Annotated in this window: 12 protein-coding genes and 1 tRNA gene; 7 read left to right on the top strand and 6 right to left on the bottom strand. The window is 70.7% G+C overall.

Features of this window, described 5'->3' with window-relative positions; translation table 11 throughout:
- Positions 1–353: 353 nt before the first annotated feature.
- A complete protein-coding gene (locus ACWCQ6_RS32235; RefSeq protein ID WP_451095266.1) occupies positions 354–1658 on the top strand; it encodes a class I SAM-dependent methyltransferase in 1305 nt (434 codons plus the stop codon).
- A gap of 128 nt (positions 1659–1786) precedes the next feature.
- Here ACWCQ6_RS32235 and ACWCQ6_RS32230 read toward each other — a convergent pair whose 3' ends face one another.
- Entirely contained in the window at positions 1787–4315 is a 2529-nt protein-coding gene (locus ACWCQ6_RS32230) for an ABC transporter permease (protein WP_451095264.1), read from the bottom strand.
- 57 nt (positions 4316–4372) lie between these two features.
- Positions 4373–5143 carry an ABC transporter ATP-binding protein gene (locus ACWCQ6_RS32225; RefSeq protein ID WP_451095262.1) on the bottom strand — a complete coding sequence of 257 codons (771 nt, stop codon included), beginning with the start codon at positions 5141–5143 and terminating at the stop codon, positions 4373–4375.
- A gap of 481 nt (positions 5144–5624) precedes the next feature.
- Between ACWCQ6_RS32225 and ACWCQ6_RS32220 the strand changes: the two genes are divergently transcribed.
- The 3 genes from ACWCQ6_RS32220 (at position 5625) to ACWCQ6_RS32210 (ending at position 7361) form a co-directional block, all read left to right on the top strand.
- A tRNA-Leu gene (locus tag ACWCQ6_RS32220) sits at positions 5625–5710 on the top strand.
- 328 nt (positions 5711–6038) lie between these two features.
- Positions 6039–6926: a Bax inhibitor-1/YccA family membrane protein gene (locus ACWCQ6_RS32215; protein WP_451095260.1), complete on the top strand. Its 888-nt coding sequence runs from the start codon at positions 6039–6041 to the stop codon at positions 6924–6926.
- Positions 6927–7043: 117 nt separating this feature from the next.
- Entirely contained in the window at positions 7044–7361 is a 318-nt protein-coding gene (locus ACWCQ6_RS32210) for a hypothetical protein (RefSeq protein WP_451095258.1), read from the top strand.
- Positions 7362–7436: 75 nt separating this feature from the next.
- Here ACWCQ6_RS32210 and ACWCQ6_RS32205 read toward each other — a convergent pair whose 3' ends face one another.
- The 3 genes from ACWCQ6_RS32205 to ACWCQ6_RS32195 form a co-directional block, all read right to left on the bottom strand.
- Complete coding sequence (locus tag ACWCQ6_RS32205) at positions 7437–8288, bottom strand: hypothetical protein (protein ID WP_451095256.1); 852 nt, start codon at positions 8286–8288, stop codon at positions 7437–7439.
- A gap of 422 nt (positions 8289–8710) precedes the next feature.
- The gene (locus ACWCQ6_RS32200) at positions 8711–9931 is read right to left on the bottom strand and encodes an acetyl-CoA C-acetyltransferase (RefSeq protein WP_451095254.1); all 1221 of its coding nucleotides are present in this window, start codon (positions 9929–9931) and stop codon (positions 8711–8713) included.
- 143 nt (positions 9932–10074) lie between these two features.
- Positions 10075–11232 carry an SGNH/GDSL hydrolase family protein gene (locus ACWCQ6_RS32195; protein ID WP_451095252.1) on the bottom strand — a complete coding sequence of 386 codons (1158 nt, stop codon included), beginning with the start codon at positions 11230–11232 and terminating at the stop codon, positions 10075–10077.
- A gap of 155 nt (positions 11233–11387) precedes the next feature.
- Between ACWCQ6_RS32195 and ACWCQ6_RS32190 the strand changes: the two genes are divergently transcribed.
- The 3 genes from ACWCQ6_RS32190 to ACWCQ6_RS32180 all read left to right on the top strand — a co-directional run bounded on the left by ACWCQ6_RS32190 (position 11388) and on the right by ACWCQ6_RS32180 (position 14822).
- The gene (locus ACWCQ6_RS32190; RefSeq protein WP_451095250.1) at positions 11388–12794 is read left to right on the top strand and encodes a cystathionine beta-synthase; all 1407 of its coding nucleotides are present in this window, start codon (positions 11388–11390) and stop codon (positions 12792–12794) included.
- 463 nt (positions 12795–13257) lie between these two features.
- Positions 13258–14103 carry a MurR/RpiR family transcriptional regulator gene (locus ACWCQ6_RS32185; RefSeq protein ID WP_451095248.1) on the top strand — a complete coding sequence of 282 codons (846 nt, stop codon included), beginning with the start codon at positions 13258–13260 and terminating at the stop codon, positions 14101–14103.
- Between the two features lie 182 nt (positions 14104–14285).
- Positions 14286–14822 (top strand): hypothetical protein, encoded by a 537-nt coding sequence (locus tag ACWCQ6_RS32180; protein WP_451095270.1) that lies wholly within the window; start codon positions 14286–14288, stop codon positions 14820–14822.
- 23 nt (positions 14823–14845) lie between these two features.
- On the opposite strand, the gene ACWCQ6_RS32175 is transcribed toward ACWCQ6_RS32180, so the two are convergent.
- The gene (locus ACWCQ6_RS32175) at positions 14846–15310 is read right to left on the bottom strand and encodes a roadblock/LC7 domain-containing protein (protein WP_451095268.1); all 465 of its coding nucleotides are present in this window, start codon (positions 15308–15310) and stop codon (positions 14846–14848) included.
- Positions 15311–15388 lie beyond the last annotated feature (78 nt).

The following is a 15388-nucleotide window of genomic DNA, read 5'->3' as shown; positions in this document are numbered from 1 at the left end:
CCTCGCGGCGTTGCCGAAACGTCCGAACAGCTCCGCTATCAAGACGCTCCGGCGCCTTGCGATGCACCGCACCGGACGCCGCGCCCTGTCCGACCCTGATCCGCCGGACACGCCCTAGGCGTATCCGGGCCGCGCGACGGGGCACGGTGCGGGGTGCTGCGGGCCGCTGCGGCGGCATATGCGTGTGGCGTACAACTATTTTGCCCTTCCATTGCGCTGTAGCGGGATGGCGGGCACTGCGCAGACTGTTGACGGGTACGTACCTCGTCGCGGCGCACGGGTGCCCGGCGTGGTTGCAGGCAAGTTCGACCATGTTTGGGCACATTGGGAACACCATCACGGAGGTGTGCGCCATGGCAGACGCCGCGTTGCGGCTGACCGCTCTCGCCGAGGAGTTGCTGGGAGAAAAGCTGCCGGTCCGTATCCGGGCCTGGGACGGCAGCGAATCCGGACCGCCCGGTGCCCCCGTACTTGTGATCCGGAACCGCCGGGCGCTGCGCCGGCTGCTCTGGAAGCCGGGCGAACTGGGCCTGGCCCGCGCCTGGGTGGCGGGCGAGCTCGACATCGAGGGCGATCTCTACGAGGCCCTGGATCTGATGGCCGCGCTGATCTGGGAGCGCGGATCCGATACCGAGGATGCCGTCCACCCGGTCCGCGACCCCAAGGCACGGGCCTTCGCCAAGGGCCTGCTGCGACTGGCCGGCCCCTGGCCCCCGCCCCCCGCGCCGCCCGAGGAGGTACGCCGCCGCACCGGCAGCCTCCACACCAGACGTCGTGACAAGGAGGCCATCAGCCACCACTACGACGTGGGCAACGACTTCTACGAACTGGTCCTCGGCCCGTCCATGGTCTACTCCTGCGCTTACTGGGAGGACGGCGGAAGCCTTGAGGACGCCCAGCGCGACAAGCTCGACCTGGTCTGCCGCAAGCTCGCGCTGAAGAAGGGCGACCGTCTCCTCGACGTCGGCTGCGGCTGGGGCTCCATGGCCATCCACGCCGCCCGCGAGTACGGCGCCCGGGTCACCGGAGTCACCCTCTCCGTCGAGCAGGCCGCCTTCGCCAGGAAGCGCATCGCACAGGAGGGCCTGACCGACCGGATCGAGATCCGGGTCCAGGACTACCGGGACGTCAGGGACGGCCCGTACGACGCCATCTCGTCCATCGGGATGGCGGAACACGTCGGCGCGGTCCGCTTCCGCGAATACGCCGACGACCTCTACGCACTCCTCAAGCCCGGCGGCCGGCTGCTCAACCACCAGATCGCCCGCCGCCCCGAGAAGGACGAGGCCGCGTACCACGTGGACGACTTCATCGACGCCTACGTCTTCCCGGACGGTGAACTGGCCCCGGTGGGCCGGACCGTGGCCATCCTCGAAGAGGCCGGCTTCGAGGCCCGCGACGTCGAGTCGATCCGCGAGCACTACGCGCTGACCCTGCGCCGCTGGGTCGCCAACCTGGAGAAGCAGTGGGACCGCGCGGTCCGGATGACCTCGGCCGGACGGGCCAGGGTCTGGCGGCTCTACATGGCCGCCTCGGCGCTCTCCTTCGAGCACAACAAGATCGGCGTCAACCAGATCCTCGTGGTGCGTCCGGCGGAAGGCGGGGTCTCCCGCATGCCGCTGCGGGCCCGCGACTGGACGGCGTCCGCGACCGGCTGACACCGAAGACGCACCGAGGGCCGGTACGCGCAGCTCCATCGCTGCGCGTACCGGCCCTCGGGCGTGTCCGGCGGGCCCCCGGGCCCCCGGGCCCCCGGGCCCCCGGGCCCCCGGGCCCCCGCCCGGTACTACTCGGTCTTGATCGCCGTGAGCATGTTCAGCTTCGCGGCGCTGCGGGCCGGCCAGAGCGCGGCCAGCACACCCACGGCCCCCGCCAGCACCAGGAAGACCGCGATCCGGTCCCACGGGATGACCAGTGCGTAGTTCGGGATGTCCAACGACAGGGTCTGCCCGATCGCCCAGCCGAGGAACATGCCGAGCGCGACACCGACCACCGCGCCGAAGAGCGAGATGACCACGGCCTCCAGCCGGATCATGCGCTTCACCCTGCGCCGGTCCAGGCCGATCGCCCGCAGCATGCCGATCTCCTGCTGGCGCTCGAAGACCGACATCGCCAGGGTGTTGACGACCCCGAGCACCGCGATGACCAGAGCCATCGCCAGCAGCCCGTACATGATGTTCATCGCGAGGTTGACCGAGCCGCCGAACATGTCACGGATGTCCTGACGGTCCATGATGCTCATCGCCGGGTTGTCGCCCAGCGCGTCCACCAGGGCCCGTTCGTTGGCCTCGGTCGCGCCGCCGTCCGTCTTCAGCCAGACCTCCCGGATGTTCGCCAGGCTTCCGTGCTGATCGGCGATGTTCTTCGGGAGCAGGACGGGCGAGAGGAACTCGTTGTCCTCGAAGACCGCTCCGACCTTCAGCTCGCCGTTCTTGTCGTCCTCGAACTTCACGCGGAGGGTGTCGCCGGTCTTCCAGCCGTTGGACTTCGCCGTCTTCTCGGCGACGGCGATCTCGCCCTTGCCGAGCGCGTCGAGCGAACCGGAGAGGGGCGTGATCGCGAAGATCTTCTGCACCTCGCCGGGGGTGACGGCGGACGCGGCGTGGTACTCGCCCTTGACCTGCAGCGCGGTGGCCTGCTGCGGCGAGACCGCCGTGACTCCGTCGGCCTTCTCCAGGGCGGTGAGCGCCGACTCGTCGAGCGGGTCGCCGCTCGCCATCGTCACCATGTAGTCGGCCTTGATGTTGTCCGTGGTCATCCGGTCGACCGCCTGGCCGAGAGTGACGCCGAGGACCGAGATGCCGGTGACCAGGGTGAGGCCGATCGCCAGCGCGGAGGCGGTGGCGCCGGTACGGCGCGGGTTGCGGACCGCGTTCTGCGCGGCCAGCTTGCCGGAGACCCCGAACAGCCGCTTCAGCAGCGGGCGGACCAGTGCGATCACCGGCCGCGACAGCAGCGGGATCAGCACGATGACACCGACCAGCGCGAGGAAGGCACCCGCGGCGATGACGGTCCGGCCGGACGATCCGCCCCGGGACGCGCCCGCCACGATGCCCGCCGCGCCCAGCAGGGTGAGCACCGCGCCGATCGAGTTGCGCAGCACCAGGGACTTGACGGTGGCCGTCGCGTGCACGCTGCTCATCGCCGCGACCGGCGGGATCTTGGCGGCCCGGCGGGCGGGCAGCCAGGCGGCCAGCAGGGTGATCAGGACGCCGACGGCGAACGCGGCGACGACCGCGGTGGGCGAGACGATCAGCGGTCCGGCAGGGATCTTCCCGCCGAGCAGGCTCATCGCGGAGCGCAGCGCGACGGCGAGGCCGAGACCGATGGCGAAGCCGATGACCGAGGCGATCAGGCCGACGACGGCCGCTTCGATGAGCACCGAGCGCTTGACCTGGCGGCGGGAGGCGCCGACGGCGCGCAGCAGGGCCAGTTCCTTGGTGCGCTGGGCCACCAGCATGGTGAAGGTGTTGGCGATCAGGAAGACACCGACGAACAGGGCGATGCCGGCGAAGGCGAGCAGCATCGTGCTGAGACCGTTCAGACCGGACTCGATCTGCTTGGCCTGCTCGTCCGCGAGCGCCTGGCCGGTCTTGGCCTCGGCGTCCTTGGGCAGCAGCGGCTTCACATCGGCCAGCAGCTTCTCGGCGGAGACACCGGGCGCGGCGGACACGTTGGCGTCCCGGAACACACCGGGCCTGAGGTAGAGCTTCTGGGCGACCTCGGTGTCGAAGAGGACCAGGCTGCCGCCCGCGTTGACCGCGCCGTCCTCGGTGGTGAAGATTCCGGAGAGGGTGTACTCCTTCACCGGCCCGTTGGTGGCGACCCGGACCCGGTCACCGACCTGGTACTCGCCCCGCTTCGCGGTCTCCTTGTCGAGCGCGATCCGGTCGGCCGCGACCGGGCCCGTACCGTCGACGAAGGTGTACGCGGAGTCCTTGCCGTTCTTGCCGGGGGAGTAGTTCCCGCCGGTGTTCGACCAGCCGTTGCCGATCAGCTTGCCGTCGGGATCGGCTACCCCGGCGAAGCCGGAGACCCGGCCGGTGGCGGTGTCGACGCCGTCCAGGCCCTGGATCTTCTTCAGGGTGGCGTCGGTGATGCCGGGCGTCTTCTCGTCACGCTGGTCGGCGTAGGTGGTGACGGCGACGGCGACGTCGTCGTAGCTCTTCGCCGACTGGTTGCGCAGGGCGTTGCCGAGGGTGTCGGTGAAGACCAGCGTGCCGGAGACGAAGGCCACGCCGAGCATCACGGCGAGGACGGTCATCAGCAGCCTGGCCTTGTGCGCGAGCACATTGCGCAGGGCGGTACGGAACATGTCTGTCAGTCCTGGGATGGGGAGGGGTTCCGGAAAGGGCGCGGGGAAGGGCGGGCTTCAGCTGGTGCGGCCCTTGGCGTCGAACGCCTTCATCCGGTCGAGGACGCCGTCCGCGGTCGGGTGCAGCATCTGGTCCACGATCCGGCCGTCCGCGAGGAAGATCACCCGGTCCGCGTAGGAGGCGGCCGCCGGGTCGTGGGTCACCATCACCACGGTCTGGCCCAGCTCGCGCACCGAGTTGCGCAGGAAGCCGAGGACCTCGGCGCCGGAGCGGGAGTCCAGGTTCCCGGTCGGCTCGTCACCGAAGATGATCTCCGGCTGCGAGGCCAGGGCACGGGCCACCGCGACGCGCTGCTGCTGGCCGCCGGAGAGCTCGGTCGGCCGGTGGCTCAGCCGGTCGGAGAGGCCCACCATGTCGATGACCTGGCGCATCCATGCGGCGTCGGGCTTGCGGCCCGCGATGTCCATGGGGAGCGTGATGTTCTCCTGCGCCGTCAGCGTCGGGAGCAGGTTGAACGCCTGGAAGATGAAGCCGATCTTGTCCCGGCGGAGCTGGGTGAGCTGCTTGTCCTTGAGCGAGCCCAGCTCCGTGTCGCCGATCCGCACCGAACCGCTGCTGAAGCTGTCGAGGCCGGCCACGCAGTGCATCAGCGTGGACTTGCCGGAGCCGGACGGGCCCATGATCGCGGTGAACTCGCCCCGGGGGAAGTCCACGGTGACCCGGTCCAGGGCGGTCACCCTGGTCTCGCCCTCTCCGTAGACCTTCGACAGATCCGTGGCGCGGGCGGCCACCGTGGTGACGCTGGGTGCGGTGGAAGTGGTGGTCACGGGAATCTCCTGTTTCGGGGCTCCGGCCGAGGGCTCGTCCGGGATTTTGTTCGGAACCCTTCAATCGTCACCGCCGTTCCGCCGCCCGTCGTCAGTCCGCGTGCCCGTTCCCGGGACAGTCTTGAGTCGCACCGGGAGGTTGCTGTGTCCTCCTTCGGTATGACACCCGACCCTGAGGCGCCGGTTCGGGCGCCACCGTCCGGTGCGGTGCTTCGGGGCCCTGCGCCCGGCCCGATGGCGCACCCGCGGCGGCCGCCGTCGCGCGCCCGGGGAATGCGCCGTCCGGGTGCGGCGACTTTACGTCAATCCGGATGACCCGCCGCCGTGGCCTCTACCCCGCCCAGGCATGTGGCGATGCCCTTTCGCGAGTGCTGACGACCCCTCAAACGGTCAATAAAATAAGACAACATCGCGCCAATGATCCGCTGTTCGGGGGAAGTCCCCGGATAGGGTCATGTGCCAGCGCGGAGCCGCGTGCCAGGCCTGGATGGTGGAATGCAGACACGGCGAGCTTAAACCTCGCTGCCCCTCGGGGGCGTGCCGGTTCGAGTCCGGTTCCAGGCACCACTTCTCACTCGGCGGCCGAGCAGGCGGAGCCCCTCGGACCGCCCTGCTGCCGGACTGCGGGCCGCTCCCGGCGCATTTCCCACGCCTTCGGCCGCCCCTCCCGTCTTCCCGGCGCGGTGGCGCCGTAAACCGGTCGGTCGGCACGTTACTGGACCACGGGCCCGGACGGTATGGGGCGAGCCGGTTTTCCGGACGGCCGGGTGGCCGACAGTTGAGTACTCCGGAGGACAGAGTTTCCGCAAAGATCCTCCCCAGGCACTAGCCTGAAGCTTTTGCCTACCCATTACTCTTGTGGGAAGGCCGCGCAGGGTGGCCATGGAGGAGTGAGATGAGGAGCAGCAACCCGGTCTTCTCGCGACGGGGCTTCAGCCGCGACAACGGATCCGCGGGCTTCAACGCGGCGCCGCAGGCCGGGGCCCCCGCAACGGCCGCCAACCCGTACGCGCAGGGCACCGCCGCGAACCCGTACGCCACCAACCCCTACGCCCAGCCGGACGCCCAGTACGGCGCCCCGCAGGCACCCGCGCGCACCGGCGCGATGACGATCGACGACGTCGTCACGCGCACGTCGATCACCCTGGGCACCGTGGTGCTCGGCGCCTTTTTCGCCTGGGCGATGCTGCCGGTCGACGAGGCGAACCTCGGCAAGTCGTACGGCATCGCGATCGGCGCCGCCCTGGTGGCGTTCGTCCTGTCGCTCGTCCAGTCCTTCAAGCGCAAGCCGGTGCCGGCGCTGATCGTCGCGTATGCGGCCTTCGAGGGTGTCTTCCTCGGAGTGATCTCCAGCGCGGTCAGCACGTACATCGGACCGGGCGTCGTGATGCAGGCCGTGATGGGCACCATGTGTGTCTTCGCCGGTGTGCTGATCGCGTACAAGATGCGCTGGATCCGTGTCACCCGCCGCTTCTACGGCTTCGTGATGGCCGCCGCCATGGGCTTCATGCTCCTGATGGTGGTCAACCTGCTGTTCGCGGTCTTCGGCGGCGGTGACGGCCTGGGCTTCCGCAGCGGCGGCCTCGGCATCCTCTTCGGCGTCATCGGGGTCGTCCTCGGTGCGTGCTTCCTGGCCCTGGACTTCAAGCAGGTCGAGGACGGCATCGCCTACGGCGCCCCCCGCGAGGAGTCCTGGCTGGCGGCCTTCGGCCTCACCATGACCCTGGTGTGGATCTACCTGGAGATGCTGCGTCTGGTCTCCATCCTCAGCGGCGACGACTGATCCTCCCGCACCCGCACGACGGGAACGGCCCGCAGGCACCGCCTGCGGGCCGTTCCGCGTTTCCCCGGGCGTCGGGCCCGCTGGCAACCGTCCTGCCGGGGCGCGTAGGGTCGCGGAGTGCTCGATACGACCCCGCTGATCACCGCCGTGGACCGATTCGCCGACCGGCTGCGCGCCGCCCCGCAGAGCCGTCTGCAGCGCGGCGCCGCCGCCGAAGGGCTCGCCACGGCGCGGGAACTCGCGCTGCGCGCCCAGCGGATCGAGGCGCCGGGCCGGGAGCCGCACGTCATGCCGGACGCCGGGATCTTCTCGATCGGCGACCAGCTCGCCGTGGCGGGGCGCGATCTGGCGACGGCACTGGAAACGGCCCCGTCGGACGAGCTCGACGAGGCCGTGCAATTCGTGAACGAGGCGGCCGCGCGCGCCTTCGCGTAGCGGCGGACGGCAGGGTGCGGGGGAGCGGCCCGGGGCGGCGGCCGGCGAGAGCCGCAGTGCCCGGATGCCGCGGTGTCAGAACGAGGCGATGACGCGGTCGGCGAGGATGTAGACGTTCTCTTTGCCGCAGGAGAAGGTCAGGGCGTACGCGCCGGAGACACCGGAGCCGCCCAGCAGCACCGGGTGCTCACCGTCACGCAGCGAACCGGCCAGACGCTCGGCGGTCTCGCGGTGCCCGGGGGTCATGCAGAGTGTGGTGCCGTCGGCGAAGACATAGACGTCGAGCGTGCCGAGCGGGCCGGGGCGCACGTCGGCGAGCTCCGTACGGCTGTCGGCGAGCTCTTCGAGACGGTTCACGGTGCGTTCGTGGTCGGTGACGACCGGGGTCTGCACCGGCACGAAGTCGGGGTGCGAGGGGTGCCGGCGACGGGCGGCGGCCAGCTCGGGGGAGTCCTCGGCGAATTCCGCCGTCCCGGGCAGCTCGGTCACGTCGGCCAGTTCCGCCAGTTCGTCGAGGGCTTCTTCGGTGTCGAGGTCCATCGCGTCCAGGCCCACGAAGTCGGCCTGGCGGGGCATGTAGAACGGGACGTCCTCGCCCGTACCGGTCGGACCGCCCAGCAAGGACGGGGCATCGGCGGCATCACGCGCCTCCTGGGTGGCCCAGAAGGCACGGGCCTCGGCGAGTTCGCGCTCGCGCTCCTCGGCGAGCGCTTCGGCGACGGCCGCGCGTATCTCGTCGACGGGGGTGACGGTGCCGCGGCTCTGCGCAGGCACGGCGACGCCGTGCGCACGGGCCTCGGCCAGCTCCGAACGAAGGGCCGTGACCTGCTTGCGCAGCCCGTGAGCAGCGTGCAGAGCAGCAGCGCCCACGGCCGTGGCGGCGGCGGTGGTCAGCAACAGGGCAAGAGACATGGCGCTCACTGACATACTCCCGGTTTCAATTGATTCCCCGACTTCCTACATCAGCTTGTCCCCTACTTGTGCCCTGTGTCAGTGCATTACGTCACGAATCGGACAGGTCTTTGGGCCTGGGGCTTAACCCTGGTGTGGGTGTGACCTGCGGAAATGACTCTCCCCCAGGAGATAGGTCACATCCTGGGGGAGATTCGGTCACGGTCGGGGCTCGGAACCGGCCACCTTACGGGGTGTGCTCAGCTCAGCCGCTCGGGTTTGTGGTCGCGTTCGCTTCGCTTCCGCTGCGGGCAGGTGCCGCCTTCGTTCCTCGGGCGACCCCTACCCTCCGCTGCAGCTCAGCTCAGCCGCTCGGGTTTGTGGTCGCGTTCGCTTCGCTTCCGCTGCGGGCAGGTGCCGCCTTCGTTCCTCAGGCGACCCCTACCCTCCGCTGCAGCTCAGCTCAGCCGCTCGATGACCATCGCCATGCCCTGGCCGCCGCCCACGCACATGGTCTCCAGGCCGAACTGCTTGTCGTGGAACTGCAGGCTGTTGATCAGCGTCCCGGTGATCCGGGCGCCCGTCATGCCGAAGGGGTGGCCGACGGCGATCGCGCCGCCGTTGACGTTGACCTTCTCCAGCGGCAGGCCGAGGTCGCGGTAGGAGGGGATCACCTGGGCGGCGAAGGCCTCGTTGATCTCGGCCAGGTCGATGTCGTCGATGGTCAGCCCGGCCCGCTTCAGCGCCTGCTTGCTGGCCTCCACAGGTCCGTACCCCATGATCTCGGGGGAGAGGCCGGAAACGCCGGTGGAGACGATCCGGGCCAGCGGGGTCAGGCCCAGCTCGCGGGCCTTGGTGTCGGACATGATCACGAGTGCGGCGGCGCCGTCGTTGAGCGGGCAGCAGTTGCCCGCGGTGACCAGGCCGTCGGGGCGGAACACCGGCTTCAGGCCCTGCACGCCCTCCATGGTGACGCCCGCGCGCGGGCCGTCGTCCTTGGTGACGACCGTGCCGTCGGGGGTGGTGACCGGGGTGATCTCGCGCTCCCAGAAGCCGTTCTTGAGGGCTTCCTCGGCGAGGTTCTGCGAGCGGACGCCGAACTCGTCCATGTCCTGGCGGGTGACGCCCTTGAGCCGGGCCAGGTTCTCCGCGGTCTGCCCCATCGCGATGTACGCGTCCGGAACCAGGCCGTCCTCGCGCGGGTCGTGCCAGTCCTCGCCGCCCTGCTCGGCGCGGGCCGCGGTGCGGGCCTCGGCGTCGGCGAACAGCGGATTGTGCGTGTCCGGCCAGCTGTCGGAGTTGCCCTTCGAGAAGCGGGACACCATCTCGACACCGGCCGAGATGAAGACGTCGCCCTCACCGGCCTTGATGGCGTGCAGCGCCATCCGGCTGGTCTGCAGGGAGGACGAGCAGTAGCGGGTGATCGTACAGCCGGGAAGGTGGTCCATCCCCATCTGTACGGCGATGATGCGGCCCAGGTTGTTGCCCTGCTCGCCGCCGGGGAGGCCGCAGCCGAGCATCAGGTCGTCGATGTCCTTCGGGTCCAGCTCGGGCACCTTCGCCAGCGCGGTCTGGATGATCGTGGCGGTCAGGTCGTCCGCGCGCAGGTCCTTCAGTGAACCCTTGAAGGCCCGGCCGATGGGGGAACGGGCTGCAGAGACGATCACGGCTTCGGGCATCACGCGGCTCCATGAGGGCTGGAAGGCGGGTTCTGGCAGGTGCTGACTTGGAAGTTACCTGTACGTAGGCGCCGGGTCACCGGGCAGCGCATGTGACGCCGACCTCTTTTCTAAGCGACCGCTCAGTCCGACTGCTCGGTCGATCAATTGGCCGGGAGATTGCGCGGCTCCCCGTGCGACTCCCCCGTCTCTCCCGTCTCTGCTCTCTCTCGTGTCTCTAGCGTCTCTCCTATTTCCCTGACCACGCCCGTCTCTCCCGTCTCCCTGACCACGCCCGTCTCTCCCGTCTCCCTGGCCACCTCCGTCTCTCCGGTCTCCTCGTGCGGCTCCGGGTGCGGGTGGGGCTCGGTGGTCGCGGGCAGGCGTCGCCGCCTGCGGTGCTTGAGAAGCGCCCAGGGCGCCCGAGCCCCCGTGACCTCCGTACCGGCCTCCCTGGCCGCCTGGGAGGCCGCCTTGGCCACTGGCAGCATGTCCTCGCGCCGGGCCCCGTCCAGACGGTCGGACTCCGGCCACAGCCCCAGCACCGCGCAGAGCGTGGGCAGTACCGCCATCGCCGCCGTGGCGTACCCCTCCGCCGACGGGTGGTAGTTGTCCGGCCCGAACAGCTCCCGCGGATTCGCCTCGAACTCCGGCCCGAGCAGATCGCCCAGCGACACCGTGCGCCCGCCCTGCTCCACCGAGCCGATCGTCTGGGCCGCCGCCAGCTGCCGGCTCACCCGCCGGGCCAGCCAGCGCAGCGGCTGGTAGACCGGTTCGATCGTGCCCAGGTCCGGGCAGGTGCCGACCACCACCTCCGCGCCCGCCGTACGCAGCCTGCGCACGGCGGTGGTCAGACAGCGCACCGACTGGGTGGCAGGCATCCGGTGCGTCACATCGTTCGCGCCGATCATGATCACGCAGACGTCGGGCGTACGGGAGGTGTCGGCGAGCAGCAGCGAAACCTGCCGCTCCAGATCGTCCGACCGGGCGCCCGGCTGTGCCACATTGCGCAGATCCACCGGCCGCTCGGAGACCGCCGCGAGCCCCGAGGCGAGCAGCGCCCCCGGGGTCTGCCCGGCCCGGTGCACCCCTTGCCCGGCCGCAGTCGAGTCGCCCAGCAACCCCAGCTGCAACGGGTCCGCGGGACCGGCGAACGCCACCCCGTACCGCCCGTCCGCACTCGGCGGAACGGGTGCGATCCCGCCGCCCACCTGCCGTTTCGCCAGATGGACCTCCGCCAGCAGTACGCCTACCGCCGCAGCGCCGAGCAATCCGATGCTGCCTCCGCCGTAGGCCGCGCCCGCTGCGATCCGCCGTGCCACCCTTGCTCTTGACACAGTCCGGTCCACCTCCTCGTTGCCGTACCGCCGTACATACAGCTAACTGCCCCGCAGTGGCCGTGGCTCAATCGCTTCACCCAATCTCGTGCCCGTACGCATACCCTTGCCGCACCATCTCGGAGACCCCGGAGTACACGGTGCAAATCCACGATTCGATGATCAGTCTCGTAGGCAATACCCCGCTGGTGAGGCTGCGCAGTGTGACGGCCGGAATCCAGGCGACGGTCCTGGCCAAGGTCGAGTACTTCAACCCCGGCGGATCGGTCAAGGACCGCATCGCCCTGCGGATGATCGAGGCCGCAGAACAGAGCGGCGAACTGCAGCCCGGCGGCACCATCGTCGAGCCGACGAGTGGCAACACGGGCGTCGGCCTGGCGATCGTCGCCCAGCAGAAGGGGTACAAGTGCATCTTCGTCTGCCCGGACAAGGTGTCCACGGACAAGATCAATGTGCTGCGCGCCTACGGTGCCGAGGTCGTCGTCTGCCCGACGGCCGTTGACCCCGAGCACCCCGACTCGTACTACAACGTCTCCGACCGCCTGGTCCGCGAGACACCGGGAGCCTGGAAGCCCGACCAGTACTCCAACCCCAACAACCCGCGTTCCCACTACGAGACCACCGGTCCCGAGCTGTGGGAGCAGACGGACGGGAAGATCACCCACTTCGTCGCGGGCGTCGGTACCGGCGGCACGATCAGCGGCACCGGCCGCTATCTGAAGGAGGTCAGCGGCGGCTCGGTGAAGGTGATCGGGGCCGACCCGGAGGGCTCGGTCTACTCCGGCGGCTCCGGGCGTCCCTACCTCGTCGAGGGCGTCGGCGAGGACTTCTGGCCGAGCGCCTACGACCGTACGGTCACGGACGAGATCGTCGCCGTGTCCGACAAGGACTCCTTCCAGATGACCCGTCGTCTCGCCAAGGAGGAGGGCCTGCTGGTCGGTGGCTCCTGCGGCATGGCGGTGGTCGGCGCCCTGGAGGTGGCCAAGCGTCTGGGCCCGGACGACGTGGTCGTCGTCCTGCTGCCCGACAGTGGCCGCGGCTATCTGAGCAAGATCTTCAACGACGAGTGGATGGCGGACTACGGCTTCCTGGAGGACACCGGCCCGTCCGCGCGCGTCGCCGATGTGCTCGACCACAAGGCCGGTCCGATCCCGACGCTCGTCCACATGCACCCGGAGGAGACCGTCGGCGAGGCGATCGATGTCCTGCGCGAGTACGGCGTCTCGCAGATGCCGATCGTGAAGCCGGGCGCCGGTCACCCGGACGTGATGGCGGCCGAGGTCATCGGTTCGGTGGTGGAGCGGGAGCTGCTCAACGCGCTCTTCGCCCAGCGCGCCTCGCTCTCCGACCCGCTGGAGAAGCACATGTCGCCGCCGCTGCCGCAGGTCGGCTCCGGCGAACCGGTCGAGGACCTGATGGCGGTGCTCGGCGGCACGAACGCCGCCGACGCGGCGATCGTGCTGGTGGAGGGCAAGCCGAAGGGCGTGGTCAGCCGCCAGGACCTGCTGGCCTTCCTCGCCAAGGACGCGACGACCGGCAAGGCGTAGCGCCCGGCGCCGCAGTTCGGGGCTTCGCGGAAACGGCTTCGTGAAAACGGCTTCGTGAAAACGGTACGAGCGCGACACGTTTACGCAGCACCGGCTTAACACGAGTCCGGCAGATTGACGGGTGTCGGCAGGGGAGACCCGCCGACACCCGATACGGCGACACGGACAACGGAGCGGCTCCCGGACCTCCATCGTCGCCAGGACGCGGTGACCGGCCCTGACCCGGACCGTGTCCCTCGCGGGGACCGCCGTCGTCCCGCCCCCCGGCAACCGGGGGTGCGGCGGTCCCCGCGACACGTCCATGCCCGGGTCTGCTGACCCGGGGCCCGCGGACGTCCCAGCAGGCCGGGGCCGTCGGCCCGGCCGTGCCTGCCCGGCTGCATATGGACATGCAGACGCCTTGCTGGCTGAATGGATTTGTCGGCGCCGGATCATGGTGCGCCGGATCTACCGAGGGGACAGCATGAGCGGGAGCAGCCCGGCCGCGCGGTTGCAGCAGCTCTTCGAGGGGCGCCGGCTCACACCGACCCAGCGGCGCATCGCGCACTCGATGGTGCGCAAGGCGGGGGACGTCCCGTTCCTGTCGAGCGTGGAGCTGGCCGAGCTCGCCGGGGTCAGCCAGCCGTCCGTCACCCGCTTCGCCGTGGCGCTCGGCTTCGACGGCTATCCGGCGCTCCGCAGGCACCTGCGGGAGGTCGCCCCGGCCGAGCCGGAGCCGGCGGGCGGGGACGACGCGCACAACGAGTACCAGCAGGCGGTGCTCGGCGAGATCGAGAACCTGCGGCATCTGGCCGAGCTGCTCGCCGACCCGGGACCGGTCGAGCGGGCGGGCAGGCTGCTGGCGGCCTCGCGGCCGCTGCCGGTGCTCGGGCTGCGGGCCGCCTCCTCGCAGGCGCGCGGCTTCGGGTACTTCGCGGCCAAGGTCCACCCCGATGTCCGGGTGCTCGACGAGGGCGGCAGCATGCTGCGCGACCGGATCGACGCCGCGCGGCGCGCGGGTGCCTCCGCGCTGATCTGCTTCGCGCTGCCCCGGCACCCGAAGGAGGTCGTGGACGCCCTCGCGTACGCGCAGGAGCAGGGGCTGGCCGTGGTGTCGGTGGCGGACTCCGCGTTCGCGCCCGTCGCCAAGTACAGCGACCTGCTGATCCCGGCCGCTGTCGGCACCGGGCTCGCCTTCGACACGGCGTGTGCGCCCATGCTGCTGGGCCGGGTGCTGCTGGAGGCGATGTGCGACGACCTGCCCGACGCACAGGCGCGGCTGGAGGAGTTCGACGCGAGGGCAGCGGCACGGGGACTGTTCGTGGAGTGACGGACGGGGACCGTGCTGCGGGGGGCTGCGAGGCCGGGGGTACCCGGCCTCGCAGCCCCCCGCACTTCGCCGATTCTCAGGCACCGCTCATCTGCGGCCACTAGTCTCCGGGCCGGAAAGGCTCACGAGGAGCTGCGGAGAGGGGTACGGACGTGGGGCGCGGAGCGCAGTCGTTGGCGAGAGTGGCCGTGGTCGTGCGGGCCGGAGCCGCACCGCTGTGGTGGCTGGGGCTGGTGGCCGCCGCGATCGGCGCGCTGGTGCCGGGGCTCACCGGGCGCCGGATCGGGCTGCTGTCCGGGGCCGCGCTGTTCCTGATCACCGCGACCGTCGTGGCGCTCGTCCGGAGCCGCAGGTACGCGGAGCTGGCCGGGGGCGCCACGCGTGCCGGGCGGACCGACTTCCTCCAGGACCGTGCCGTGACCGTACGCAACTGGCGGCGGGGCCACCGGTGGTGGCTGCTCGGAGCGTTCCTCGTGGCGGTGGCGAGCGCGTTCCTGCTGCCCGCGGCCGGCGGGATGGTGCTCGCCGGGGCGGGCGTCGGGCTCTGGATCAAGGCCGTCCGGATCGGGCGGCGCGAGCACCGGGACGATGCTCTGTACTGGGTGCGGACCGACTGGGTGGAGCGCGGACGGCCCGCGGGCAAGCAGGCCAAGGGGTACCGGACGACCGGTCCGATGGCGGGTGACGCCGCGCCCGGCGGGGCGCGGCGCAGGCGCTGAGTCCGCCCGTCGGCCTCCGGTCGTCAGGGGTGGGGCGGCAGCGGGCCGGGCTGCGGGGGCCGCTGCTGGGAGGAGGGGGCCGGGTGCGCCGGGCAGGTGATGTGGTGTGGTGCGGGGTCGAGCAGTTCGCCGATGCGGGTGGCCGCCCGGCAGCCCTCGGAACGGAGGGCGTCGAGGCCGATCCGGTCGTCGGCGAGCAGGGTCAGAACGGCCGAGGGGCCTGCGGCGTACAAGGCGACGTGGCCCGACTCGCCCCGTACGAGAAGTCCGTCGAGGTCGCCCCGGCCTGTCGCCTCCGTCATCCGGACCGCGACGCCGAAGGCCGTCGCGGTCAGCGCGGCGACCTCCTCGGGCTCCACGTCCGGGGTGTCATGGGCCAGGACGAGTCCGTCGGTACCGGCGACCAGGGCGCCGGACAGGAGCGGGATCCGGGTCCGTAATCGCTGGAGTTCGGCCAGGACGTCCTGCGCTCGGGACTCGGGCTCCATCGGCTGTCTCGTCCCGGTGCGCAGTCCGAGTGCTCGGATCACAGGTGCCTCCCCATAGGTGTGCGAGCCGACGGGGCG

The organism is Streptomyces sp. NPDC001880 (genome assembly GCF_053594575.1).
The sequence above is the reverse complement of the archived record's forward strand: the minus strand, read 5'-3'. Positions and strand labels throughout refer to the sequence as shown.